Annotated in this window: 23 protein-coding genes; 5 read left to right on the top strand and 18 right to left on the bottom strand. The window is 61.0% G+C overall.

Annotation, left to right across the window (positions count from 1 at the left end):
• Window positions 1–39: 39 nt before the first annotated feature.
• Complete coding sequence (locus GNP00_RS18860) at window positions 40–1,020, bottom strand: zinc ABC transporter substrate-binding protein (RefSeq protein WP_041544938.1); 981 nt, start codon at window positions 1,018–1,020, stop codon at window positions 40–42.
• A 90-nt stretch (window positions 1,021–1,110) separates the two neighbouring features.
• Here GNP00_RS18860 and GNP00_RS18855 point away from each other — a divergent pair, with 90 nt between their 5' ends.
• Genes GNP00_RS18855 through GNP00_RS18845 form a run of 3 tightly spaced genes read left to right on the top strand, consistent with a single transcriptional unit; the run spans window position 1,111 to window position 3,204 of the window.
• Window positions 1,111–1,962, top strand: a complete 852-nt coding sequence (locus tag GNP00_RS18855; RefSeq protein ID WP_011583313.1) for an ATP-binding cassette domain-containing protein — start codon at window positions 1,111–1,113, stop codon at window positions 1,960–1,962.
• A complete protein-coding gene (znuB, locus tag GNP00_RS18850) occupies window positions 1,952–2,773 on the top strand; it encodes a zinc ABC transporter permease subunit ZnuB (protein ID WP_011583312.1) in 822 nt (273 codons plus the stop codon). The genes GNP00_RS18855 and znuB overlap by 11 nt, the downstream gene beginning before the upstream one ends.
• The gene (locus GNP00_RS18845; protein ID WP_011583311.1) at window positions 2,770–3,204 is read left to right on the top strand and encodes a Fur family transcriptional regulator; all 435 of its coding nucleotides are present in this window, start codon (window positions 2,770–2,772) and stop codon (window positions 3,202–3,204) included. The genes znuB and GNP00_RS18845 overlap by 4 nt, the downstream gene beginning before the upstream one ends.
• Here GNP00_RS18845 and GNP00_RS18840 read toward each other — a convergent pair.
• Genes GNP00_RS18840 through cpaB form a run of 7 tightly spaced genes read right to left on the bottom strand, consistent with a single transcriptional unit; the run spans window position 3,184 to window position 11,062 of the window.
• A complete protein-coding gene (locus GNP00_RS18840; protein ID WP_011583310.1) occupies window positions 3,184–4,173 on the bottom strand; it encodes a type II secretion system F family protein in 990 nt (329 codons plus the stop codon). The genes GNP00_RS18845 and GNP00_RS18840 overlap by 21 nt on opposite strands.
• A 7-nt stretch (window positions 4,174–4,180) precedes the next feature.
• On the bottom strand, window positions 4,181–5,194 hold the full coding sequence (locus GNP00_RS18835; protein ID WP_011583309.1) for a type II secretion system F family protein: 1,014 nt from the start codon (window positions 5,192–5,194) through the stop codon (window positions 4,181–4,183).
• On the bottom strand, window positions 5,194–6,696 hold the full coding sequence (locus tag GNP00_RS18830) for a TadA family conjugal transfer-associated ATPase (RefSeq protein WP_011583308.1): 1,503 nt from the start codon (window positions 6,694–6,696) through the stop codon (window positions 5,194–5,196). The genes GNP00_RS18835 and GNP00_RS18830 overlap by 1 nt, the downstream gene beginning before the upstream one ends.
• Window positions 6,697–6,700: 4 nt before the next feature.
• Complete coding sequence (locus tag GNP00_RS18825) at window positions 6,701–7,969, bottom strand: CpaE/TadZ family protein (protein WP_166016217.1); 1,269 nt, start codon at window positions 7,967–7,969, stop codon at window positions 6,701–6,703.
• 12 nt (window positions 7,970–7,981) lie between these two features.
• Window positions 7,982–8,662: a CpaD family pilus assembly protein gene (locus GNP00_RS18820; RefSeq protein WP_011583306.1), complete on the bottom strand. Its 681-nt coding sequence runs from the start codon at window positions 8,660–8,662 to the stop codon at window positions 7,982–7,984.
• A gap of 11 nt (window positions 8,663–8,673) precedes the next feature.
• On the bottom strand, window positions 8,674–10,224 hold the full coding sequence (locus GNP00_RS18815) for a type II and III secretion system protein family protein (protein ID WP_011583305.1): 1,551 nt from the start codon (window positions 10,222–10,224) through the stop codon (window positions 8,674–8,676).
• Window positions 10,225–10,249: 25 nt separating this feature from the next.
• Complete coding sequence (gene cpaB / locus GNP00_RS18810) at window positions 10,250–11,062, bottom strand: Flp pilus assembly protein CpaB (protein ID WP_011583304.1); 813 nt, start codon at window positions 11,060–11,062, stop codon at window positions 10,250–10,252.
• Between the two features lie 314 nt (window positions 11,063–11,376).
• On the opposite strand from cpaB, the gene GNP00_RS18805 reads away from it, so the two are divergent.
• Window positions 11,377–11,592: a hypothetical protein gene (locus GNP00_RS18805; RefSeq protein WP_041544936.1), complete on the top strand. Its 216-nt coding sequence runs from the start codon at window positions 11,377–11,379 to the stop codon at window positions 11,590–11,592.
• Window positions 11,593–11,651: 59 nt separating this feature from the next.
• Here GNP00_RS18805 and rpsU read toward each other — a convergent pair whose 3' ends face one another.
• The 7 genes from rpsU to GNP00_RS18770 all read right to left on the bottom strand — a co-directional run bounded on the left by rpsU (window position 11,652) and on the right by GNP00_RS18770 (window position 17,011).
• On the bottom strand, window positions 11,652–11,879 hold the full coding sequence (gene rpsU, locus GNP00_RS18800; protein ID WP_011583302.1) for a 30S ribosomal protein S21: 228 nt from the start codon (window positions 11,877–11,879) through the stop codon (window positions 11,652–11,654).
• Between the two features lie 211 nt (window positions 11,880–12,090).
• A complete protein-coding gene (locus GNP00_RS18795; protein WP_011583301.1) occupies window positions 12,091–12,627 on the bottom strand; it encodes a DUF934 domain-containing protein in 537 nt (178 codons plus the stop codon).
• Window positions 12,628–12,629: 2 nt separating this feature from the next.
• On the bottom strand, window positions 12,630–13,367 hold the full coding sequence (locus tag GNP00_RS18790; protein ID WP_011583300.1) for a phosphoadenylyl-sulfate reductase: 738 nt from the start codon (window positions 13,365–13,367) through the stop codon (window positions 12,630–12,632).
• Window positions 13,342–15,012 carry a nitrite/sulfite reductase gene (locus GNP00_RS18785; protein WP_011583299.1) on the bottom strand — a complete coding sequence of 557 codons (1,671 nt, stop codon included), beginning with the start codon at window positions 15,010–15,012 and terminating at the stop codon, window positions 13,342–13,344. Before GNP00_RS18785 ends, GNP00_RS18790 begins: the two co-directional genes overlap by 26 nt.
• Before the next feature lie 9 nt (window positions 15,013–15,021).
• The gene (locus tag GNP00_RS18780; RefSeq protein WP_011583298.1) at window positions 15,022–15,330 is read right to left on the bottom strand and encodes a DUF2849 domain-containing protein; all 309 of its coding nucleotides are present in this window, start codon (window positions 15,328–15,330) and stop codon (window positions 15,022–15,024) included.
• A gap of 2 nt (window positions 15,331–15,332) precedes the next feature.
• A complete protein-coding gene (gene cysG / locus GNP00_RS18775) occupies window positions 15,333–16,775 on the bottom strand; it encodes a siroheme synthase CysG (RefSeq protein WP_011583297.1) in 1,443 nt (480 codons plus the stop codon).
• Window positions 16,751–17,011, bottom strand: a complete 261-nt coding sequence (locus GNP00_RS18770; RefSeq protein ID WP_157038144.1) for a hypothetical protein — start codon at window positions 17,009–17,011, stop codon at window positions 16,751–16,753. Before GNP00_RS18770 ends, cysG begins: the two co-directional genes overlap by 25 nt.
• Between GNP00_RS18770 and GNP00_RS18765 the strand changes: the two genes are divergently transcribed.
• Window positions 17,001–17,492: a baeRF12 domain-containing protein gene (locus GNP00_RS18765; RefSeq protein WP_011583296.1), complete on the top strand. Its 492-nt coding sequence runs from the start codon at window positions 17,001–17,003 to the stop codon at window positions 17,490–17,492. The genes GNP00_RS18770 and GNP00_RS18765 overlap by 11 nt on opposite strands.
• A gap of 13 nt (window positions 17,493–17,505) precedes the next feature.
• On the opposite strand, the gene GNP00_RS18760 is transcribed toward GNP00_RS18765, so the two are convergent.
• From GNP00_RS18760 to GNP00_RS18750, 3 genes are all read right to left on the bottom strand, one after another.
• Window positions 17,506–18,276 carry an SDR family NAD(P)-dependent oxidoreductase gene (locus GNP00_RS18760; RefSeq protein ID WP_011583295.1) on the bottom strand — a complete coding sequence of 257 codons (771 nt, stop codon included), beginning with the start codon at window positions 18,274–18,276 and terminating at the stop codon, window positions 17,506–17,508.
• 44 nt (window positions 18,277–18,320) lie between these two features.
• Entirely contained in the window at window positions 18,321–20,492 is a 2,172-nt protein-coding gene (locus GNP00_RS18755) for a transglycosylase domain-containing protein (protein ID WP_011583294.1), read from the bottom strand.
• 209 nt (window positions 20,493–20,701) lie between these two features.
• Window positions 20,702–22,894 (bottom strand): putative bifunctional diguanylate cyclase/phosphodiesterase, encoded by a 2,193-nt coding sequence (locus GNP00_RS18750; protein ID WP_011583293.1) that lies wholly within the window; start codon window positions 22,892–22,894, stop codon window positions 20,702–20,704.
• Between the last annotated feature and the right edge of the window lie 13 nt (window positions 22,895–22,907).

Raw genomic sequence — 22,907 nt, 5'->3', positions numbered from 1 at the left:
CTCAAAGACGAGCGGCGTTAGCGCGCTTTATGCCGGGGACTACTGCGCTGCGGACAGGCAGTCGGACAGGGATTTCGCCAGATTGCCGACGAGCGTGAAATAAAGTTCCGGCCCCTCGTCGAGGCTCGCGCCCTCCGGATCGAGTACGCCCATGCGGGCGTTCGTGCCTTCCGTTACGACATTCGCGAATTTCGGATCGAACTGCGGCTCGGCGAAGACGCAGACCGTTTTGAGCTCCGCCACTTTGTTGCGGATTTCCTCGAGCCGCCCGGCACTTGGCATCTGTTCGGGGCTGACGGTGATGGACCCCGCCGCCTCCACGCCGAAGCGGTTCTCGAAATAGTGATAAGCGTCATGAAAGACGACGAAGGGCCTGCCGCGGACAGGTTCGACGGTTTTCTGGATATCATCGATTAGTTCATCGAAGCGTCCGTCAAGCGCGGCAGCATTCTTTTCATAGAGCGCGGCATTCTCCGGGTCGGCCTCCGCCAGGGTCGTTGCAATCTGGCGCACCATCAACCTCGCATTCTCCGGGTCGAGCCAGATATGCATGTCCTTGCCGTGCTCGTGATCGGAATGATCGTCGTGGTGATCGTGGCCGGCTTCTTCGGCCTCATGCTCGTGATCATGATCCTCATCGCCATGGCCGTGCGGCTCGAAAGTGCCACCCTCCCGCATATCGAGCAGGGTTATGCCAGGCGTTTCGGAGAGCTTGACGATTTTGGCGTTTCCCCCGAGCGACGCGAGCGGTTTTTCGAGAAAGGTCTCGACGCCCTCGCCTACCCAGAAAATGACCTTGGCATCCTCCAGCATGCCGGCTTCGGAAGGCCGCATGGTATAAGTGTGCGGCGAGGCCGCGCCTTTTACCACCAGCCCAACATCCCCTGCCCCCTCCATCACCGCCGAAACGAGCGAGTGGACCGGCTTGATCGAAGCGACCACCCCGTCCATGGCCATGGCCTGCGTTACGGAGAAGAATGCCGCGTAAGCGGCTAGCGGCAAGAGCAGGCGTTGTTGCATCGAATTCCCTCACTAAACGTTATGACATTACACTTGTTGCGTAATGCTATAACGTGTGCCATATGGATTGGCAAGCAGGATGCGAGCCGAATGTTGCAAACAGCAAGACAAGATCAGGAAGTGCTGGTCGAGATGAGAAATGCCGGCGTCCATCGCTCCGGACGCTGGCTGGTGCGCGGCGTGGACCTGACTGTTCGGCGCGGCGAAATCGTTACGCTGATCGGGCCGAACGGCTCTGGTAAAAGCACCACGGTGAAAATGGCCATCGGGGTGCTTCAGCCTGATGAAGGTGCGGTTAGACGGATGCCGTCGCTGAAGGTCGGCTATGTACCGCAAAAGGTTTCGATCGACTGGACGCTTCCATTGAGCGTCGAACGGCTTATGGCGCTCACCGGCACACTCGACCGGAAGAAGGTGGGCGAGGCTCTTGAAGCGGCCGGCATCGCGCATTTGGCGCGCGCGGAAGTACAGACGCTTTCCGGAGGCGAGTTTCAACGGGCCCTGCTTGCCAGGGCGCTAGCCCGCGAGCCTGACCTGCTTGTGCTCGATGAGCCGGTGCAGGGCGTGGACTTCACCGGCGAAATAGCACTTTACCAACTCATCAGCGAAATCCGCGACCGCACGGGGTGCGGCGTGCTGCTCATTTCGCACGACCTGCACGTGGTGATGGCGGCGACGGACACCGTGATCTGCCTCAACGGGCACATATGCTGCCGCGGGACGCCGGAGAAAGTGCTGAAGAGCCCGGAATATGTGCGGCTGTTCGGCGCACGCGCCGGAGATACTCTGGCGATCTATCATCATCATCACGACCATACCCATCTTGCCGATGGCCGCGTCCGGCAGGCAGATGGCACGATTGTCGATGATTGCCACGCGCATCACCACGATCACGCCCGCGATGGCGGCCAGGGTGGTGGGGGGCATGGTCATGCTGGATGATTTCTTCACAAGGGCACTTGTGGCCGGCATTGGCCTGGCGATGGTGGTGGGGCCACTTGGCTGCTTTGTCGTCTGGCGGCGCATGGCCTATTTCGGAGACACCATGGCGCATTCGGCGCTCCTGGGCGTAGCGCTTTCCTTCCTGTTCGAGATCAACCTGACCGCGGGCGTTTTCGTGGTCGCGGCCCTCGCCTCCCTGGCTCTCCTTTTCCTGCAGCGGCACGGCACGCTATCGACGGATGCGCTGCTCGGCATCCTGTCCCATTCCACACTTGCGCTAGGTCTGGTTATGGTGGCTTTCATGAGCTGGATCAGGATCGATCTCATGGCTTTTCTTTTTGGCGATATCCTTGCTGTCTCGCGAATGGATATTGCAATGATATATGGCGGAGGGGCGCTGGTGCTTCTGGTGCTTGCCTGGCTTTGGCGTCCGCTGCTTGCCGCCACCGTAAATCCGGAGATCGCGGCGGCTGAAGGCATGCGGCCGGAGCGGGCGCGCTTCATCTTCATGCTTCTCATGGCGGCCATGATCGCCATCGCCATGAAGATCGTGGGCATCATGCTCATCACGTCCTTGCTCATCATTCCGGCAGCGGCGGGCAGACGCTTTGCATCCACGCCGGAGATCATGGCAATTGCCGCCTCGATCGCCGGAGCGATCGCCGTAATCGGCGGGCTGACCGCATCCCTGCAATTTGACACACCGTCAGGCCCGTCGATCGTCGTCGCGGCTCTCATCCTCTTTCTCCTGAGCCTGGTGCGTCTGCCCTGGCGGCAGACGGCGCCGCTCAATACCGGAGGAAAAATATGACGACCCACCCGGAGCTCACACGCAACCAATCTTTGGTGCTCAAGACGCTCGGCAGGGCGGAAAGCCCGCTCAGCGCCTATACCATTCTCGACCGGCTCCGGGATGACGGCTTCCGCGCGCCGCTCCAGGTTTATCGGGCGCTTGAGAAGCTGCAGGAATTCGGCCTCGTTCACCGGCTAGAGAGCATCAATGCCTTCGTTGCCTGCGCCGATCCTCACTGTCATGGCCATTCCATGATCGCATTCGCGATATGCGAGACCTGTGGTCGTGTCGACGAGTTTTCAGACGAGACCGTCGAAGCGCGGCTCGGCGAGTGGGTGACGGCCAACGGTTTCAAACCGGCCAAAACGACCATCGAAATCCGTGGCAACTGCGCCGCTTGCTCGGCGGCAATTCAGGCGCCTAAGGGATTAGAACAATCCGTCCTTTGAAAGCTGGATCGCCGCCGGCCCGAGAATGATCGCAAAAAGCACCGGCAGGAAAAATAGGATCATCGGCACCGTCAGTTTGGGCGGCAGGGCTGCTGCCTTTTTCTCGGCCGCGTTCATGCGCGCTTCGCGGCTTTCATCGGCCAGCACGCGCAGCGCCTGGCTTATGGGAGTGCCGTAACGTTCGGCCTGAATCAGCGCCTGGGAAACGCTCTTTACGGATTCAAGACCTGTGCGGGCGGCCAGATTCTCATAGGCCTGTCTCCGCTCCTGCAGAAACGAGAGTTCGGCGGTTGTGAGCACTAACTCCTCGGCGAGCGCCACCGACTGCGTTCCAATCTCGTCTGCCACGCGCCGGAAAGCCTGTTCCACCGAAACACCCGATTCGACGCAGATGAGCAGCAAGTCTAAGGCATCGGGCCATGCAAGCTGGATGGACTTCTTCCGCTTGCTTGCCTGGTTGGAAATATAGAGGACCGGCAGGTAGAACCCCCCATAAGCGGCCAGGATGCAGACAAAGATGCGGATCGGGAGCGACTGCGCGGCAAGACCGCCCATGACGAATATGTAGAAAAGGGCGAGCATCAAGCCAGCGGGAGGCAGGACGAGTCGGAAGAACAGGAATCGGGTGAGCGGGCTCTGCCCGCGATAACCAGCCGTTCGCAACATGGCGACAGTAGACTCGTCGGCCAAAGCGCGCCTGAGATCCAGTTGGTCCACGATGGCGCGCATGGAGGAGCGGTCTTCCCGGCGCAGACCTCCGGCCCGCCGGCGCTCCGCCTCAGCGGCAAGGCGTGCCCGCTGTTTCGCGCGCAGCTCCTCCCGCTCCAGGGCCACGGTCTTCATCCGCGCCTTGAGCGGATCTCCTCCGCCGACGGGAACCACGGTGAAGATCGTAGCGAATACCGCGATCGAAACGAGGAGCGCCAGAAGGAAGCTCGGGTCGGTGAGGGTCGTGACCACATCAGTCATTGCGGGATCAGACCTCGAAATTCATCATCTGGCGCATCACGAAGATGCCGATGCTCATCCAGACCGCGGAAAGCCCGAGGATCAAGTGGCCGACACTTTCGCTGAAGAGCGGCATGATATAGGCCGGGCTCGTAATGTAGACGAGCGCGGCAACGACAATCGGCAAAGCGCCGATGATCACGGCAGAGGCCTTGGCTTCCATCGAGAGCGCCTGCACTCGTGCCTTAATCTTTTTCCGTTCCCGCAATACGCGCGATAGATTGCCAAGCGCTTCGGAAAGATTACCGCCGGCCTGGCTCTGGATCTGAAGCACGATCCCGAAGAAATTGACTTCGGGGCAGGGCATGGTCTCCGACATGCGCATGGCAGCCTCGGCCATGGGAAGCCCGAGCTGCTGGGCTTCAACCAGCCGCCGGAATTCCGTTCGAACCGGTTCCTGTGCCTCGACCGCGATCATACGCACCGCGTCATTCAGCGGGAGGCCCGACTTGACGGCGCGCACGATGATATCCAGCGCGTTTGGAAATTCGTTGAGGAACGCCTGGACGCGGCGCCTGCGCAAATAAGCAATGATCCAGCGCGGAGCGCCAAAGAAGCCGGCGACCATTGCACCCGCCACCGCGAGCAGCGGTGCTCCGGCGATAAAAGTCACGATCACGAACAGCAATCCGACCACAGCCGACAGGATGTAGAAGCGCTCCATGCTCATCTCCAATCCCGCCTGGCGGATCTGGATTTTCAGCGGCGGCCGCTTCAGGAAACGATCCTGATCCTTCTGCCTCGTCTCGATATCCTTTAAGCTTTCCTGGATGGACCTGCGTCTCTTGGCAATTTCTGCCGCCCGGTCGCGCGCCGCCCTTACCACATTGCCCTCGATCTGAGCGCGTTTGACGGTCTCGAGCCGCCGTTCGACTTTTTTCTCGCTGGCGATCGTGTTGAACATCAGCACATAAGCCAGTCCTCCTGCGCTGCAGGCCGCCAGCACGACAAAGGCCAGGAGGCTGAGCGACAGACCGAACATCAGAGAGCCTGCTTTTCCATCGCTTCGAGCGCGGCTGCGAGCCGCGCCTCCTCGCCATAATAGAGCGCGCGTTCCCAGAAAGCAGGCCGGCCGATGCCGGTGGAGACGTGCTTGCCGATGATGCGGCCCGACGCGTCCTCCCCCTTTATGTCGAAGACCACCAGGTCTTGAGTGACGATCACATCCCCTTCCATACCCAGCACCTCGCTTATGTGGGTGATGTGACGGGAGCCGTCACGCAGGCGCGCGGCCTGAATGATGACGTCGATAGAGCCGACGATGATTTCGCGAACAGTCTTCTGCGGCAGGGAAAAGCCGCCCATGGCCACCATGGATTCGATGCGGTTCAGGCATTCACGCGGGCTGTTGGAATGGATCGTGCCCATGGACCCGTCATGACCCGTGTTCATGGCCTGGAGCAGGTCGAACACCTCGGGCCCGCGCACCTCACCCACGATGATACGTTCGGGCCGCATACGCAAGCAGTTGCGCACGAGATCGCGCATCGTCACCTCGCCTTCGCCTTCGAGGTTGGGCGGGCGGGTTTCGAGCCGCACTACATGAGGCTGCTGCAGTTGAAGTTCGGCCGAATCCTCGCAGGTTATGACACGCTCATCCCGGTCTATGAAATTCGTGAGACAGTTGAGCAACGTGGTCTTGCCGGAGCCCGTGCCACCGGAAATGACGACGTTGCAGCGCACTCTGCCGATAATTTTCAGCACCTCCGCGCCCTCCGGCGAGATGCTGCCGTGCCGGACAAGCTGATCGAGCGTCAGCTTGTCCTTGCGGAACTTGCGGATGGTCAGCGTCGGGCCGTCGAGCGCCAGCGGCGGCGCGATTACGTTGACACGGGAGCCGTCGGGCAGGCGCGCATCGCAGATCGGGCTCGACTCGTCCACCCGCCGGCCAACCTGGCTTACGATGCGCTGACAGATGTTGAGAAGCTGCTGATTGTCGCGGAAACGGATATTCGTCTGCTCGACTTTCCCGTTCACCTCAATGTAGACGTTTCGCGCGCCGTTCACCATTATATCGGCGATTTCATCGCGCGCGAGCAGCGGCTCCAGCGGCCCAAAGCCCAGCACGTCGTTGCAGATGTCCTCCAGCAGCTCTTCCTGCTCGGATATCGACATCGCAAGATTTTTGATTGCGATGATGTCGTTGACGATGTCGCGTATTTCTTCCCGGGCGCTGTCGGCGTCGAGCTTCGCCAGTTGGGAAAGATCGATCGTATCGATGAGGGCGGAAAAAACCTGGCCCTTGGTGTCGTAATAGCTGTCGCTGTGAGCCGCCGGGCGAGCCGGCGCCTGGGCAGGAGCGGGCGCGGGTTTCTCCTGACTGGAGGCGGCAGGCGGAGCAACAATTGCGCCCGCTGCATCCGGCTGCTGCGGACGGGGCTTGGGAGCAGAGATATCTGCTTCGGCGTGAGCCAGCGCCGGCTGAACGACGAGGCGTGACCTGACTGTGCCTGTGGTGTCGCCTGTTCCTCTTCTCCCGAACATGGCGCTACTTCTTCAACCGGCCGAGAAGCGCGGCCAGGCCAGACCTCTTCTTCGGCGTCACCTCGCGCCGGCCGGAAAGCACATGCGCAAGTTCATCGATGGTCTTTGCAATGGTGTGATTGCGATCCGTCTCGCCAAGCATGCGGCCATTATTTGCGGCGGTGCCGAAGAGCTGCGGCTCGAAGGGAATAACCGCGAGCGGGGTAATGCCGAGCGGTTCGGAGAAGTCTTCCGGCTTGATCTCCGGCCGCTTCGGCACGTTTGCCTGATTGATAATCAGCTTCGGGGGCCCATCGTTTGGCCGCAACATCTTCAGCATGTCGACGAGATTCTTCGTGTTTCGCAGATTGGCCAATTCTGGAGTGGCGGTGATGACGATATCGTCGGCGCGCATGAGCGTCGTCCTGGCCCAGCCCGTCCATAGATGGGGCACATCAAGCACGACCATGGGGGCGGTGCGCTGGGCGGTATCGATGATTTGCGAGAAGGCCTCCCCATCCAAATCATAGACCCGATCGAGAGTGGACGGGGCAGCGAGCAGCGAAAGCCGTTCGGCGCATTGGGCAAGCAGCCGATCCAGATAGACCTCATCAACGCGTTCGGGCGCAAAGACCGCCTCTGCTATTCCCTGCGCCGGATCCTGGTCAAAGTTGATGTTGGCGGTTCCGAATGGGAGATCGAGATCGGCGACAACCACCTCGCTCTCGAAAAGCGAGGACATGGACCAGGCAATGTTATGCGCAAGCGTCGACGACCCAACGCCGCCTTTGGCGCCCACAAAGGCTATCGAGCGGCCGAGCGGTTCTGCACCCGGATCGACGAAGATATTAGCGATCACGGCCACGATATCCGCCATCAAAACCGGCGCCACCATATATTCGGAAATGCCGGCTCTGACGAGTTCCCGATAGAGCCACACATCGTTGTGGTTTCCGATAACGACAACTTTCGTGCTGGGATCGCAGACCTCGGCGAAGCTGCCGAGCTGGGCGGTCAGCTCCCTGGGTTCCATACGTGTTTCAAGCAGGACGAGATTGGGCGTGGCCGCGGTCCGGTAGTGTTCGATTGCCGCCGGAAGGCCGCGCATCTGGACCTTGAGATGGGTTTTGGCCATGCGCCGGTCCTCACCGGCCCGGCGGATCGCACCTGCCACCGCATCGGTCTCGCAGAATGCCTGGATGGAAATGCGCGGTATCGGCCGCAACATCTGAAGCAGGCCGTCCTGATCGGCGTTCCACCGTTCCTCATCGGTTTCCAAGGCAAGGCTGCTCATGATTGCTCAATCCTAGTATTCGACTTCCGAGCGCACCCAGAACTCATCGGCAACCTGACCGGCTTTGTACCGTCCAATGGCCGTATCGCGGTTTTCAGCATCGATTGGGGTGGTCTTGCGCGGACCCAGCAGATCCATGGGGTTTGCTATCTGCGCGGCGAGATTGTTCTGATAGGCGCAGCCAAAATTCGCGTAGTGCTTGTTTTCGGTGGTATCGAGCAAATCTTCCGGCCAGCGCCCGCACTGGCCGGTTGTCGCCGCTACCACCGAGTAACTGACGCGGACCGGAGAAGCCTGCTCTGCAGGGGCATCATAGGACAGAACCTGAAGATGACCCTTCGGCACGCCTCTCCTGTATAGGAATTGGGCGATATCCTCCGAGAGCCGGCTTGCCGCGCGCTCATTTGGAGAACCAGATGGCACGAGAACCGTCACGACCGCTTTGCCGCTCTCGCCGTAATGTTCCATGAAGCCTTCGAGCGACATCTTCTGTTGCGGCGTCATACGGTAGGAGAAAACGCCGACCGGAAGGTCCAGCACCTGCTCCTTTTCGGAAAGCACGATGGGGTGATTGGTGCGATAGTCGTCCGGCAGCGCGCCAACGGTAATCGAATCCCGTTTGGCACAACCGGCCATTGCGGCCGCTGCCATGAAGACCAGGAAGACCAGCCTGCCGCTCCGATGTATGGACATAGACATCCCCGTCATTTGTAAATGTAGCCGACCACGCCGTGGTAGCGGCCCTTGGGCAGGTTGGTTTTCATTGCGCCATAGATCCGGTTGACCCGGCCGAGGAATATGCCGGCGCCATCGCTGGGCGGATTGAAATTGTCGTCCGGCCTTGCAAGTGCCGTGCGCGCCACCGGGCGCGCCAGATAGGGCGTGATGATGATCACGAGCTCGGTTTCGTTGCGTACGAAATCGCGGCTGCGGAAGAGAGTGCCCAATATGGGAATCTTGGAAAGGCCGGGGAGACCGTTGATCGTCTGGCGTACATCATCGCGCACCAGGCCGGCAATCATCATCGAGCCCCCTGAAGGCAGCTCCACCGTGGTGTCGGCCAGACGCTTGCGAATGGAAAGCGCGTTCATGCCCGGGCTATTGAAACGCCCCCCGATCGACGGCGACCCCAGGGAAAAGGAGCCCTCGAATGTCGGCTCCGAAACCGATGTTCGCACCTTGAGGCTGATGCGTCCGGGCGAGAGCACAGTGGGCGTGAATTCCAGCCCGATCCCGTAGTCGATTTTCTCGACCTCATAGGTAAGCTGGTCCGCCTGCCCCTTCGACGCATCGCCCTGCTCGACTTTCTGGCCGGTGACAAGGTTGAATTCCCCGCCCACCTTGAATGTCGCCTTCTCGCCTGAGATGGCCGTGAGCGTGGGCTCGGAGAGCGTCTTCATGACGCCCGCCTGCTCCATGGCATTGAGATAGCCTTGAAGGAGCGATCCCCCGAGTGCGAGCTGCGAAGCCGAGGCCGGGGCGCCGAGACCGTAGGGACTGTCGACGATGGCGCCCCAACTGATCCCGTCAAGGCTTCCCGAGCCTATCATATTGACGCCAAGCTGCTTCATGACGGAGCGGCTGACCTCGGCCACGGTCACCTTCAGGGTCACCTGGTCCTCGCCGATGATCTGAAGCATGTTGACGATCTTGCTGACCTGGCGTGCAGAATCAGGATTGCTGATCGCGACGCCGCCGCCGTCAGTGGGCGCAGCAGCTGTTTGGGAATATTGCCCGGTCGTAGCTTCGCCACCGGTCACGAATATGGTGGCGAGTTGTGCAGCACGAGAGGCGTCAAGCGGCGTTTCCACCGTGCCGGTGAGGACGACATTGTCGTTGATCAGCTCGACATCGATATTGGAGTTCGGAATAAAGCGCTTCAGATATTGCTCGAGCCCGGCGACATCCCGCTCCACTGCGACATCGATCCTGGCGATCTGCTCGCCGCCCGCCCCGAAAACAAAGATATTGGTTTCACCCACCTGCTTGCCGAAGAGATAGATGCGGCGGGCCGTGCGGGTCACGGCGTCTGCCACCGCAGGATTGGCAACCAGAATGTCGTAGGCATCAGACGGCAGGTCCAGGACCAGCGTCTTGTTCAAGCCGAGCTTCAATCGCTCGGTTCCTGCTCCGCTAACCTCAATCACGCCTTCACCGCGCGCAGCGGAGGGTATGATCACCGGCCCCGCGGAAGCTAGCACCAGGGCCGCCGCCAGCAGGGCCCTACCGCGCCATTTTCCTGTTGCCCCTATCATCACTTTCGCCCCCTACGATGCCTGCCTATCGCCGTGTTCCGACGATGCTTGTTTCGCCGGATTTGATCAGCCGCACACTGTCTCCGCGCCCGGTGCCGGTAACGAGATGAAGGCCGCGGTCGGTAGCTTCTTCATTCGAATCCGCGACTGAGCGAAGGGAAAGCGTCAAGCGATCCGCCAATTGCTGCGCCACGGTGATGACTTCGGCCTCCTCCGGCGTGAGCTCGAGCGTGGCTGTTTCCCCGAGCTTGACGCGGCGGCCTTCCTCGTCTTCGTGGATCGTCTGGTCGATCGCCAGCACACGGATATTCTCCAGAACCGTCTCGGTAATGAAGCCGTTAGGGCTTGAGCCCTCGTCCGCGCGGCGCGTCATGATCACATCGACGCGGTCATTCGGCAGGATGAAGCCGCCCGCGGAAGTGTCCGCCGCTATGCGAGTGGCCACAGCTCTCTTTCCCGGCGGCAGGATCGCAGCCAGAAAACTATCGCCCTCCCCCACCAGCTTGGAGCGGCGTACCGGCTCGCCCGCAAAGAGAGGCAGGCGCGCAACCGCATTTCTTATCGTTTCAAGGGCATCCGGCTCTCGCTCCCGCGTGATGAAGGCATCCATCACGCTCTCAGCCGGCCAAGCCTGCCACATCGCCGCGCCATTTATCGGCTCCCCGACGGGAACGTCCTGCGTAAGCACCAGGACGTCCGTAAGGCTAACTGGCGGCTTCTCAGGCGTCGGCGCAACCGCGGCCACCTTCTGCGGTGATGCGAGATTCTTGGCCAGGTATCCCGCCCCGATCGCCGCAGCCACGGCTACGCCGAGAATGACAATGCGGGATTTGTTCATATGACCGCCCCCTGACATGCGGGCTTAGGCAGCCCGCCGTTTTTGGACCATGGAGGGGAAAGGTCAAATTATGGTTAACAACTTCGATACTAACATCGTTAATGAAGTGTGGATGTCTTTCTCAGTCTTTCCAACGTCGGACCGCCGACTGCTGCTCGAAACCAGCAGAGTCGCGCGAGTGACATGGAATTTTATGAAAAATTTACTCTAAAGCCTGGCAATTGGGACCGGTTAGACACGAATTCGGAACGTTTTCCGCCCGGCATTGTTAAACCAGCAAGTAAGAAGTGCAACCAGGCATTGCGAGCGAAGTGATGCGGAAAAACGAACAGGCAAGAGATGCGCCAGATGTGGCGCGACTCATAAGCCGGCAGATCCGCAATGCTGACAACAAGCGTTTCCTGCGCCGGCTGCCAGGATTGGAACTAGAACGGGACCTGCCTTCACAGGTGCTGGATCTCCTGCGCAAGTTGCAGGAGGTCGAGGGTACCTATTCGACACCGGGCATGAGACAACAGGATTCCCGCTAAGCCAAAAAATAAGAGCCGGGCGGCAACGCCGCTCGGCTCCTTACCTCTTGCTGTAGTGCTTAGGCAGCCCGCTTTTTGCCGGGAAGAAGGCCTTCGCGCTGAGCCTGCTTACGCGCAAGCTTGCGAGCCCGGCGGACCGCTTCCGCCTTTTCCCGTGCGCGCCGCTCTGAAGGCTTCTCATAAGAGCGACGCGCCTTCATCTCACGAAAGATGCCTTCGCGCTGCATCTTCTTCTTAAGGACCCTCAGGGCCTGATCGACATTGTTGTCACGAACGACGACCTGCAATGCTTCCACCTCACTCGGTTGGATATTTCTGCAAAAAGTCCGGCACGCGCCCGCGGGGCGCTAAAGGCGACACTTCGGCCGCCGGCTCAGACGACTCGGAATGGCGCGAGCTATAACAGCAATTGCGCCAGAAGTATTCCCTAAAAGGGAAATATAGCGCGCCGAATTCCCGATTGAAGGAGTAAGGCGTATTTCCTGCACCTTTTTTGGCCTATTGCGCCGCGCGCCGCCAGGAATATCTGCCAGGGCCGGCCGGGGCGGCCGCACTCGGCTGATAGTGCAGGGGAATGCCGCCACGCCGCCCGGCTTCAAGGCGGCGCAGGGTGATCTCGTTCTTCACTTCGAAGCTCGAAAACCCACAGCGCAGCATATGCGGAATCTGGTCGATCAGCACGTCGCCGGTGGCGCGGACATCGCTTCGGTAATTATGCCGGGAACGCAACAGCTCGGCTTTCGAATAGCTGCGCCCATCGTTGAAAGCGGGAAATGAAAGCGCCACAAGCGGCAGGCGATCAAGAAACGGCAGGATCGGATCAAGCGCATCGCCTGGCAGCAGTTCAACCCCGAGACGAGGCAATACGTTCTCAAGCACCACCGGGTCGAGTGCGAGAAACGCGCCGAGCGGAAGCAGGAAATTTCCGTTGCCGCGCAGCGCCTCCGCGCTGTCGGCCCGCTCCCACCTATTCTCCTGGAAGCCTTCCGCGGTCCAGAGCCGGGGCGCCGGTGCGATGATTTCGGTTGTGTTCATATTCACGCCGCGTTGGTGAGAGCTTCAAGACCCGGCAGATGGATGCCGCATTCGGTTTTAGCCAAGCCTGCCCAGCGCCCGCTGCGTTGATCCTCGCCGGGCTTCACGGGCTGCGTGCAGGGAAAGCAGCCGATCGAGAGATAGCCATAGGCCACCAGCGGATTCTCGCGCAGGTCGTTCGCGCGCATATAGGCGGCCTGGTCGGCCGTGGTCCAGCGGGCGAGCGGGTTGATGCGAATGCGCGGACCAACCGCCTCGAATACCGGCATTTGCGCCCGCGACTCCGCCTGGTGGCGCTTGCGGCCGGTGAACCAGGCGGAATACGGCTCCACCGCGCGCGCCATGGGCTCCACCTTGCGAATCTCGCAGCACAGATCGGAGTCGCTCTTGTGAAGATCATTACCCGGATCGCGCGCGCTCAGCATCTCGGACTTCGGGTGAACGACCACCAGGTTTGACAGGCCAAGATCCGACGCCAACTGGTCGCGATATTCGATCGTCTCACCAAAATGCTGGCCGGTATCGAGGAAGAGCACGGGCAAGCTCTTGTCGACGCTGGCGACCATGTGAAGAAGCACGGCCGAATCGGCACCGAAAGAGGAGACGGTGGCAATACCGCCCTCGTCGCGGAACCGGTTCACGGCAAGCTCGACGATCGCCTCGGCCGCCAAATGGCCGTAACGCGCATCGAGTTCCAGCGCCTCGATTTCGGCGTCAAGCGGCTTTGGCTTCGCTGCCATAAAGTGCCTCCTTGAAAGGTGCAGGGCCAAGCCGGCCATAGGCGGCAAGGAACGTCTCTGATTTGTCTTGGCGCAGGCCGACATAGGTCTCGACGATCGTCTCAACCGCGTCGACGATTTCGTCGGGACCGAAGCCGCGGCCAATGATCTCGCCCACAGCGGTGTTCTCGTCGCCCGACCCTCCCAGCGTGATCTGGTAGAGCTCCGCGCCCTTCTTCTCCACGCCCAGAATGCCGATATGGCCCACATGGTGGTGGCCGCATGCGTTGATGCAGCCGGAAATCTTGATCTTGAGATCTCCGATCGCCTCCTGGCGAGCCTGATCGGCAAAACGGGTCGAGATCTGCTGGGCAACAGGAATCGAGCGGGCATTGGCGAGCGCGCAGTAGTCTAGGCCGGGGCACGCGATAATGTCCGTGACAAGACCCACATTGGCCGTGGCGAGCCCGATCTCGACCAGCCTGTCATAAACTGCTTTCAGGTCCGCCCGCGCCACGTGCGGCAGCACCAGATTCTGCTCGTGGCTCACGCGGATTTCGCTCATTGCATAATGCTCGGCGAGGTCGGCGACGGCGTCCATCTGGTCGGCGGACATATCGCCCGGCACCTCGCCGATACCCTTGAGCGAGACCGTAACGGATGCATAATCGGGGTTCTTATGCGTATGCAGATTGCGAGCAAGCCAGGTGGCAAACCCCGCATCCGCGGCGGATGCGGCAGCGATAACTGCATCGCCTTCCGGCCGGGCCGGCAGCGAAGGAGGCGCGAAATAGGCCTGAATCGCACGAATATCGCTTTCGGGAAGCTTCAGCTCACTATCCTTCAGCGCCTCGTATTCACGCTCCACCTGCGCTCTCAGCTCCTCGGTGCCCGTTTCGTGCACCAGGATCTTGATACGCGCCTTGAATTTGTTGTCACGGCGGCCATTCAGGTTGTAAACGCGCAGGATCGCCGTCGTATAGGAGAGCAGGTCCTCTTCCGGAAGGAAGTCGCGGATCTTCTTGGCCACCATGGGCGTGCGACCAAGGCCACCGCCCACATAGACCGTAAAGCCCCGTTTGCCTTCGGCATTCTTCTTCAAATGCAGGCCGATATCGTGCACCTGCACGGCCGCGCGGTCGCGCTGCGCTCCAGTCACTGCAATCTTGAACTTGCGCGGCAGGTACGAAAACTCGGGATGAAGCGAGGACCACTGGCGCAGGATTTCCGCATAGGGTCGCGGATCGGTCACCTCATCCGCCGCCGCGCCTGCAAAATGGTCGGCCGTCACGTTGCGAATGCAGTTGCCGCTCGTCTGAATGGCGTGCATTTCGACAGAGGCGAGCTTTTCCAGAATGTCCGGGATGTCTTTCAAAGCGGGCCAATGGAACTGCAGGTTCTGGCGCGTCGTAAAGTGGCCGTAGCCCTTATCGTAATGGCGCGCGATATGGGCGAGCATCCGCATCTGCCGTGGTGCAAGCGTCCCATAAGGAATGGCAATCCGGAGCATATAGGCGTGCAGCTGCAGGTAGACGCCGTTCATGAGGCGAAGCGGCTTGAACTGCTCTTCCGTCAGCTCGCCCGCCAGGCGCCTTTCCACCTGATCGCGAAATTCGGCGACGCGCGCTTTCACAAAGGCGTGGTCGAATTCGTCGTAGCGGTACATACTCGCTCCTTAGACCAGCGACACCGCAGGCTTGTTCGCCTGCTTGCCGAGTTCGGGGTGAATGGATGGGCCCGCGGCGCGGATGCGCTCGCGAAGCCGCAGGGGGCGGACGGCCCCATCAACGATCTCGACATCGATCAGCTCGATATCGAGCACCAGATTTTCTGCCAGCGCCCGACGGCCGATCTGCTCCAGGCGCGCCTCGCCTTCCTTGTCGCGGGCTATCTCGGCATCCGAAATATCTTCGACCCAAGCCGCATCGGGCCCGAGCCAGACTGCGGTGCCATCAAGCAACCTGTTTGCCGCGAGCAATTTCATGCTCATTCCTCTTCTGCCGGAGTGCGTGCGCCGTGCTCGTGGTAAGCAGCGAGCGGTTCCGAGCGCGCCAGATTCGCGCCAGCGACGGCATCACCTATGATCGTGAGCACCGGGCCGGAAAGATCAGCGCGCCTTCCAAGCGCCGGCAAATCGGAAAGCGTGCCGTGAAAGAGGCGCCGGTTTCCGAGGCTGGCGTTCTCAACCACAGCCACCGCGGTATCCGGCGACAGGCCAGCTTCCTGCAGATGCTGCGCTACCTCGGCAGCGGTCGAGCGACCCATATAGACAGCGACCGTCGCGCCATCGATGGCGAGCTTGGCCCAATCCGGCAGCGCCTGCCCTTTCAGATCGTGGCCGGTTGTGAAGACGAGCGACGAGGCTATGCCACGCAGCGTCAGCGGCAGCTCGAAATCGGCGGCGGCGGCGAAAGCGGCAGTAACGCCCGGTACGACTTCATAGGAAATGCCGGCCTCACGCAGCGCGGCTATCTCCTCACCCGCACGGCCGAAGATGAGCGGATCGCCCGATTTCAGCCGCACGACACGCTTGCCATTACGCCCAAGCGCGACAAGGAGCTCGTTGATCTCGGCCTGGGTCTTGGAGTGGCAACCCTTGCGCTTTCCTGCCGCGATGCGCTCCGCATCGCGCCGCCCCATGGCGACGACCGCCTCGGGCACCAGCGCGTCATGCACGATCACATCGGCTTCCATCAAAAGGCGCTGGGCGCGCAGCGTGAGCAGATCCTCCGCGCCTGGGCCGGCACCCACCAGCGCCACGTGGCCGGGCTCAACGCCCTGTGAATCCAGCAGCATTTCTGCTGCCCACGCGGCGCGATCCGCATTGCCTGCCTCCACGGCGCATGCCGGACCGCCGGTAAAGAAAGCTTTCCAGAAGCGACGGCGCACGACGCCCTTGGCAAGGCGGTGCTCAACCGCCGCGCGGTAGGAAGCGGCAAGAAGAGCAAGCCGCCCGAGCGAGGGCGAAAGCATCTGATCGATGCGGGCGCGGATCATCTGCGCCAGCACCGGGCCTGCACCTTCCGTGCCGATAGCGACAGCCACAGGCGCACGGTTGACCAGGGCCGGGGTGAAGAAATCGCAAAGTTCCGGCCGATCCACGGCATTGACCGGGATGGACCGTTCCCGCGCATCGGCCACCACGGCGCGATCGGCCTCTTCATCGCCCGTGGCGGCGAAGACAAGGACGGCACCGTCGAGAAGGGCGGGGTTGTATGAGGAGCGGGTAAGAGCCGCGCCGTTCTCCGCAGCCCAGGCTGCAAGCGCTGGCTCCGGCTTTTCGGCGACAATCAGGATTTCAGCGCTTGACTGCGCCATCAGCCGCGCCTTAGCCAAAGCCTCGCCGCCGGAACCGACGATGACGACGCGTCGTCCTTCCACCCGTAAGAAAACGGGAAATGCGTTCAGCTTTGCCGTTTCGCCAGCCATAAAACCAGTTGCTCCTGATCAGTGGGCAATTTTGCCCGCGGGCGAGAATTTTCAGAAGAAACCCAGTCGCGCATGAAAGACCGCCGCGCAATCGCTTTTCCGCTGCCGACCACACCTAAGGAAAAATCATCCGCCACTTGTTTCCGCGCTGCCACGCCGCCGTGGAACGCCGCACGCCCAAACGAAGTTGTGCGGGAGCAAATAAACATCAACATGGAGAGAAAAATGGCGGGCATTCGGCTCGAACACGGCATTTGGGTTCTCGTGGCAGATGGCGAAAAGGCACTGTTCCTGCACAACAAGGGCGATGCCGAATATCCCAATCTTGAAGTCGTGCGCGAGTTGCGTGACGAAAACCCGCCCACGCGCGAGCAGGGAACGGACCAGCCCGGCCGCTATTCCGACGGCGCAAACGTGCATAAGAGCGGCTTCGCGGAGACGGACTGGCACCGCATTGAGAAGGAGCGCTTCGCGGAAGAGATTGCCGAGCGGCTCTACAAGATGGCTCACAGCGGCCGGTTCGAAAAGATCGTGCTCGTTGCGCCGCCGCTGGTGCTGGGTGCGCTACGCAAGGCATTGCACAAGGAAGTCGATGCGCGGGTCACGGGCGAGCTATCCAAGACGCTCACGAACCATACCATCTTCGATATCGAGAAGACGTTGACGAGCGGCGGCGCACCGACCTTTCCACTGCAGGGCGGCTCCCGCGTGCGGTGAGGGGAGCCTCCCCTCAGACGTGCTGCCCGCCATTGATATGGATCTCTGCGCCCGTGACGTAAGAGGCGTTTTCGGAACAGAGAAAGTAGATCGTATCCGCGACTTCCGATGTTTGGCCGAGCCGGCGCAGCGGTATGGTTTCGACCAGCTTGTCGGTGCCAGGCGACAGGATCGGCGTTTCGATCTCGCCCGGTGCGATCGCGTTGACGCGTATCCCGTGTGGACCGAAATCACCCGCCATTTCGCGTGTAAGCGCGGCAAGTGCCGCCTTCGAGGTGGCATAGGCGGTGCCTGCAAAGGGATGAACGCGACCGCCTACTATGGATGTGACATTGACGATCGAGCCCTTGGCGGCGGCGAGCTCCTTGAAGAGGCCGCGCGCCAGCATGATCGGCGCGAAGAAGTTCACCTGGAAGACGTCGCGCCAGACATGCATTGGCGTATCGATGGAATTCATGCGCCTGCCGCCATCGAGCTTGGGTGAGATCGCGGCATTGTTGACGAGCGCATTGAGCTGTCCGCCATTTTCGGCGAGACGGTGACGGATTTCGGCGATCGCGATGCCCACTCCCTCCTGATCCGAAAGATCGAGCTGAATATGATCCTCAGGACCAGCCGGCCAAGGACAGTCCTCCGCGAAAGCCTGGCGCGAGCAGGTGATGACGCGCCAACCTTCGCGCGAGAAGCGCTTTACCGTCGCATGCCCGATACCCCGGCTTGCGCCCGTCAGGACCAAGGTCTTCCGCTGATCAATCTGGCTCACGTCGCTCTCCATTTGCGCCATATGTAATCTCTGGGCGCAGAGAATGCGATAGGCCGGCGCGCTGCCTAGTTGCCTAGAATTGCATCCAGGATCGAGAGATGCCGCCGCTGTTGCGGTCCGCCCACATCCGCTGGCGGAACTGGGCGGCCATTCCCGCCGCCGGCATCCGCCACGGACGGGATCGGCTGAGGCCTTGCGGCCTCCCCAACCGCGTTCTGCGGCACCGGCCTGGAGGACTCCAGCGGCCGGGCAACATCCAACCGCGGCTGAGGTCTCCAACTGCCGGGAAGTCCTGCCACCGGAACACCCTTGTGGGCGGCTGTCATGAACTCGCGCCATGCCTCCGCCGGCAACGAGCTGCCGGTTGCCTTGGTGGGGCGGCTGTTGTCATTGCCGAACCAGACACCGGTGATAAGATTCGATGTATAGCCGAGGAACCAGGCATCGCGGGATTCCTGCGTGGTGCCCGTCTTGCCCGCGGCAGGCCAGCCGAAAGCGGCGGCTCGCCCGCTGCCGTACTCGATTGTACCTGCCATCATGTAATTCATCATGCCGATGATCTCGGCATTGGCCACGCGCGGGACGTGGCTTGCCTTTTGCTGGTAGAGCACCTTGCCGGACGCGGTGGTGATGGTTTCGATGAAGTGTATCTCGGGCTTAAAGCCGCCATTGGCGAACGGCACATAGGCGGCGGTGAGCTCAAGCGGCGTCACCTCGGATGTGCCGAGCGCGATCGAAGCGTTCGCGTTGAGGCTCGACTCGACGCCCATGCGATGCGCCACTTCGACGACCGCTTCAGGTCCGACCTCGACGGCCAACTGCGCTGCGACGGAATTGAGCGACCGCGCAAGCGCTTCCGCCAGCGTGACCTGGCCATAATACTTGCCCTGATAATTCTCCGGCCGCCATTTGCCGATTCGAACCGGTGCGTCGTTGCGCATGCTGTCGGGCGTGCGCCCCTGTTCAAGCGCGGCCATGTAGACGAATGGCTTGAAAGCCGAGCCGGGCTGCCGCCGCGCCTCCGAGGCACGGTCAAATTGGCTGTGCGCATAATCATATCCGCCCACCATCGCGCGTACCGCACCGGAACCGTCGATGGAAACGAGCGCACCCTGGCTTACCTGAAGCTGCTTCCCCTTCTCGTCAATGAGGCGGCGGATCGACTTTTCCGCCACCTTCTGCAAATGCAGGTCAATGGTGGTTTTGACCACCACATCCCGTTCCACCGTGCCGACAAGAGCGGGCAGCTCTTCCATGATCCGATCGGCCACGTAGTGCTCCGAGCCGGTCCAGTAGGCTGCCGCGCGGTTGGCAGGCGCGCTCATCGCCGCCGCCAGCTGGCTGTCGCCGATCATGCCCTCCTCGCGCATGGCCGAGAGCACCACCTGGGCGCGTTCCTCTGCGGCCTGCGGATCGCGCGCGGGGGAAAGCCGAGAGGGAGCCTTCAGGAGGCCGGCCAGCAAAGCCGCCTCGGAAAGCGTGATTTCGTGGGCCGACTTGTTGAAATAGCGCTGTGAAGCAGCCTCCACGCCATAGGCGCCCGAACCGAAATAGACCCGGTTGAGATACATCTCGAGTATCTGGTTCTTGGTATATTTCTGCTCCATCCACAGAGCGAGCAGCATCTCCTGAACCTTGCGCTCAAGCGTGCGGTCGGGTTTCAGATAGAGGTTCTTGGCCAGCTGCTGGGTAATGGTGGACCCACCCTGGGACAGCTCGCCCTCAAGCAGGTTCGCGACCATCGCGCGCGCCATACCCATCGGATCCACGCCCCAATGGGAGTAGAAGCGCCGATCCTCGATGGCAATCACCGCCTGGGGGATGAAGGGCGACATTTCGTGCAGGCCGATCGCTTCGCCGCCTGTCATGCCGCGATTGGCGATCAGCGTGCCATCCACTGCCACGATCTTTACGTTAGGCGGCCTATCGGGAATCACCCAGGTGGTTAGGCTCGGCATCTGGGCGCCGTAATAGGCGATGAGCCCTGCAGCGGCGATCCCTCCCCAAAGGGCGAGCACGATCGACCAGTAGACGAAGCCTCGCAGAAAACCTCCGAGCCCGCTGCGCCGCGCGCGGCTGGAACGGCGGTGGGCTTTCTTTTTACCCTTTTTGCGGCTCGGACGGCGCGCGGGAGGGAGAATACGGTCGGACTGGCTCACCGACAATGTTCCAGAGCGCCGCCCGCCCGGTGCGCCGAAGCTTGGTTCGATGCGTTTTCCCCGATCGCGCTTCGCCATCTAAACTCCCATCACCACCCGCGATGCGGCTCCTTCGCGCCCACCTGCAAGCTAAAGATGGCGATTTAAGGGGGCGTTAATGGCGAATATCCACAAATTCACGCCACTTCAACGACTTAGCCGAGATGCCGCGGGCCTTCATTGCTGGAAGCGCGTCTCATCGCGGCCGCAGCTCTTTCATGGAAACTCATCTCAATTTCCTGCCCTTGTCAGGAGTTCGGAGATATAGCGCCGCCAGCGGAAGAGAACTTCGCGATGAAGTGCGGCGCCCGTATGGGCCGGGAAAACAGATAGCCCTGCATTTCATCACACCCTAGTTTGACAAGAAGGTCGCGCTGTTCCTGAGTTTCCACACCCTCGGCGGTGACCTTCAGCTTCAAAGCGCGCGCCATTTCAATCATGGCTGCGATTATCGCACGCCCTTCTTCGCCCTCCAGCAGCGCACGCACAAAAAAACGGTCGATTTTGAGCCTGTCCAGCGGGTAATTCCGAAGGTAGCTCATGGAGGAATAGCCCGTCCCGAAATCGTCGAGCGCTACGCGAACGCCGGCGGACCTTAATGCGCCGAGTATCGTGCCGGCAAGTTCAGGATTCTCGATGACAACCGCTTCGGTGACTTCGATCTGAATCCTCTGTGGCGCGATCCGGTGATGCCGAATGATATCGAGGCACCGGCGTGCAAAATCCGCATCGCGAAGCTGAACCGGAGAGACATTCACGGCGATCCAGGCGACTGGCACGCGCTTGGCCATTCGGCACGCCTCATGGAGCACCCAATCACCGATTTGGGCAATAAGCCCGCTTTCCTCGGCGATTGTGACAAGGAACAGAGGCGAGACGCATTGGTGCACGGGATGGTTCCAGCGCAGGAGCGCCTCAGCGCCGGTGATCCTGCCTTCCGCCGAATAGAGAGGCTGGTAGACAAGTTCGAGCTCTTTCCCCGTCGCGAGCGCCTTTCGCAGATCCGCCTCCACCTGGCGGCGCTGCTTGACGGTATCGTCCATCGTCCTGGAGAAAAGTTCATAGCGGCCGCGGCCCTGCTTCTTGGCTTCATAGAGGGCGATGTCAGCCTTGCGCAGGATCTCTTCGCGGTGCAAAGCCGCTTCAGGGGCGGTGGCAATGCCAATGCTGACGCCGATATGCGCCGTATCCCCCTCCAGCTGAAAGGGCGGGATAAATGCCGCGAGCACCCTATCCGACAGTTCGCTGGCTGCCTCCACGGCATTTCGAGAGGCTATCACGATGGCAAACTCATCGCCGCCGAGACGAGCCACGAGGCCGGTATTTCCGACGATATCCTTCAGCCGCCGCGCTGTCTGCTGAATGACCTGATCGCCCGCGCGGTGGCCGAGGGTATCATTTACATTTTTGAATCGATCGAGATCCAGAAGAAGCACGGCAGCCTCTGCCTGCCCCGGCAGCAGATCGGCTAGAATGTCATCGAGCCTGCTCTCCAGACGCGCGCGATTGGGCAGTCCCGTCAGCCAATCGTGAAAGGCGAGATGGCGCGCGCGTCCCTCGCTCTCCTGCAGTTCGGCCGAGGCGCGGCGCAATTTGCGTGCCTGGTAGAACGCGATGCCAGCCGCAAAGGCAAGTACGAGTGAGGCCCAGGGTGCGATTTGACGTATCAGGCCCAACCCGGGCCGGTCGGCAGTCCAAACGTAATAGCCGATCACGTCACCCTGTTGGGAGCCAACCCCGATGCTCCCAGGCTGGGGCACGTAATCGCGCGCTGGTTCGTAGCGAAGTTCCTTTACAAGCGTGGTGCTGGCGATCTCCTTCACCACCGGCCCATCCAGAAACTTTACCGCCAGGAAAATGCTTTCCTTCCCCTTGGGAACAACGACAGCATCCGTATGAGGCCGAATGGGTCTGGCGCTGAGGATGGCCGGGCGCTGTTCAATTTCATCGATATCAACGACGAAAATATCGCCGCCGGGGACTTGCCACGGTGCTTCCCGGGCCTGCAAGCGCTCGCGAAGTTTAGTCATTACCCTCTCGGCAGCCCTAAAATCCGCACCAAAGCTCGGCGGCTTCACCACATCTTCGCCACGGGCCGAAAGGAGGAGCTCACCATCAGGAGCAACTATGTAAGTTCGGTCATGCTTGAAGAAGCGGTACATCCAGCCGCCGAAGTTTTCCTCAACCCACTGGACGTCACGTTTGTTGGTGTGGATTACGCCGTCATCCCATACGCTAAAGCTTTCCTGTTCTCTTGGGACAGCAGCCATTATGGAAGAGATCTCCCGCTGGACGAGCATTTTTTGCGTCCGCAGAGCTTCTTCATCAGCCCTTCTCGCCGCGAACCACGTAAAGGCGGCGAGCGATGCCAGCGCAAGAAGCGTGAGCAGGGCAATAGCCACGGTAATCTGGGAAGCCAGCGATTTCGATAATGACTTCATCAATTAAATGCTT

The organism is Chelativorans multitrophicus, assembly GCF_011317445.1.
Classification (GTDB): Bacteria; Pseudomonadota; Alphaproteobacteria; order Rhizobiales; family Rhizobiaceae; genus Chelativorans; species Chelativorans multitrophicus.
The sequence above is the reverse complement of the archived record's forward strand: the minus strand, read 5'-3'. Positions and strand labels throughout refer to the sequence as shown.

Bases quoted from the DNA above. Each gene is read 5' to 3' on its own strand.
- GNP00_RS18785 (WP_011583299.1), bottom strand. From the start codon at position 15,012: ATGTACCGCTACGACGAATTCGACCACGCCTTTGTGAAAGCGCGCGTC.
- GNP00_RS18760 (WP_011583295.1), bottom strand. From the start codon at position 18,276: ATGGCGCAAATGGAGAGCGACGTGAGCCAGATTGATCAGCGGAAGACC.
- GNP00_RS18755 (WP_011583294.1), bottom strand. From the start codon at position 20,492: ATGGCGAAGCGCGATCGGGGAAAACGCATCGAACCAAGCTTCGGCGCA.
- GNP00_RS18820 (WP_011583306.1), bottom strand. From the start codon at position 8,662: ATGTCCATACATCGGAGCGGCAGGCTGGTCTTCCTGGTCTTCATGGCA.
- GNP00_RS18795 (WP_011583301.1), bottom strand. From the start codon at position 12,627: ATGAACACAACCGAAATCATCGCACCGGCGCCCCGGCTCTGGACCGCG.
- cpaB (WP_011583304.1), bottom strand. From the start codon at position 11,062: ATGAACAAATCCCGCATTGTCATTCTCGGCGTAGCCGTGGCTGCGGCG.
- GNP00_RS18835 (WP_011583309.1), bottom strand. From the start codon at position 5,194: ATGTTCGGTCTGTCGCTCAGCCTCCTGGCCTTTGTCGTGCTGGCGGCC.
- GNP00_RS18750 (WP_011583293.1), bottom strand. From the start codon at position 22,894: ATGAAGTCATTATCGAAATCGCTGGCTTCCCAGATTACCGTGGCTATT.
- GNP00_RS18840 (WP_011583310.1), bottom strand. From the start codon at position 4,173: ATGACTGATGTGGTCACGACCCTCACCGACCCGAGCTTCCTTCTGGCG.
- GNP00_RS18770 (WP_157038144.1), bottom strand. From the start codon at position 17,011: ATGCCCGCCATTTTTCTCTCCATGTTGATGTTTATTTGCTCCCGCACA.
- GNP00_RS18765 (WP_011583296.1), top strand. From the start codon at position 17,001: ATGGCGGGCATTCGGCTCGAACACGGCATTTGGGTTCTCGTGGCAGAT.
- GNP00_RS18805 (WP_041544936.1), top strand. From the start codon at position 11,377: ATGCGGAAAAACGAACAGGCAAGAGATGCGCCAGATGTGGCGCGACTC.
- GNP00_RS18845 (WP_011583311.1), top strand. From the start codon at position 2,770: ATGACGACCCACCCGGAGCTCACACGCAACCAATCTTTGGTGCTCAAG.
- GNP00_RS18825 (WP_166016217.1), bottom strand. From the start codon at position 7,969: ATGAGCAGCCTTGCCTTGGAAACCGATGAGGAACGGTGGAACGCCGAT.
- cysG (WP_011583297.1), bottom strand. From the start codon at position 16,775: ATGGCTGGCGAAACGGCAAAGCTGAACGCATTTCCCGTTTTCTTACGG.
- GNP00_RS18815 (WP_011583305.1), bottom strand. From the start codon at position 10,224: ATGATAGGGGCAACAGGAAAATGGCGCGGTAGGGCCCTGCTGGCGGCG.
- GNP00_RS18860 (WP_041544938.1), bottom strand. From the start codon at position 1,020: ATGCAACAACGCCTGCTCTTGCCGCTAGCCGCTTACGCGGCATTCTTC.
- GNP00_RS18780 (WP_011583298.1), bottom strand. From the start codon at position 15,330: ATGAAATTGCTCGCGGCAAACAGGTTGCTTGATGGCACCGCAGTCTGG.
- GNP00_RS18855 (WP_011583313.1), top strand. From the start codon at position 1,111: ATGTTGCAAACAGCAAGACAAGATCAGGAAGTGCTGGTCGAGATGAGA.
- znuB (WP_011583312.1), top strand. From the start codon at position 1,952: ATGCTGGATGATTTCTTCACAAGGGCACTTGTGGCCGGCATTGGCCTG.
- GNP00_RS18790 (WP_011583300.1), bottom strand. From the start codon at position 13,367: ATGGCAGCGAAGCCAAAGCCGCTTGACGCCGAAATCGAGGCGCTGGAA.
- GNP00_RS18830 (WP_011583308.1), bottom strand. From the start codon at position 6,696: ATGTTCGGGAGAAGAGGAACAGGCGACACCACAGGCACAGTCAGGTCA.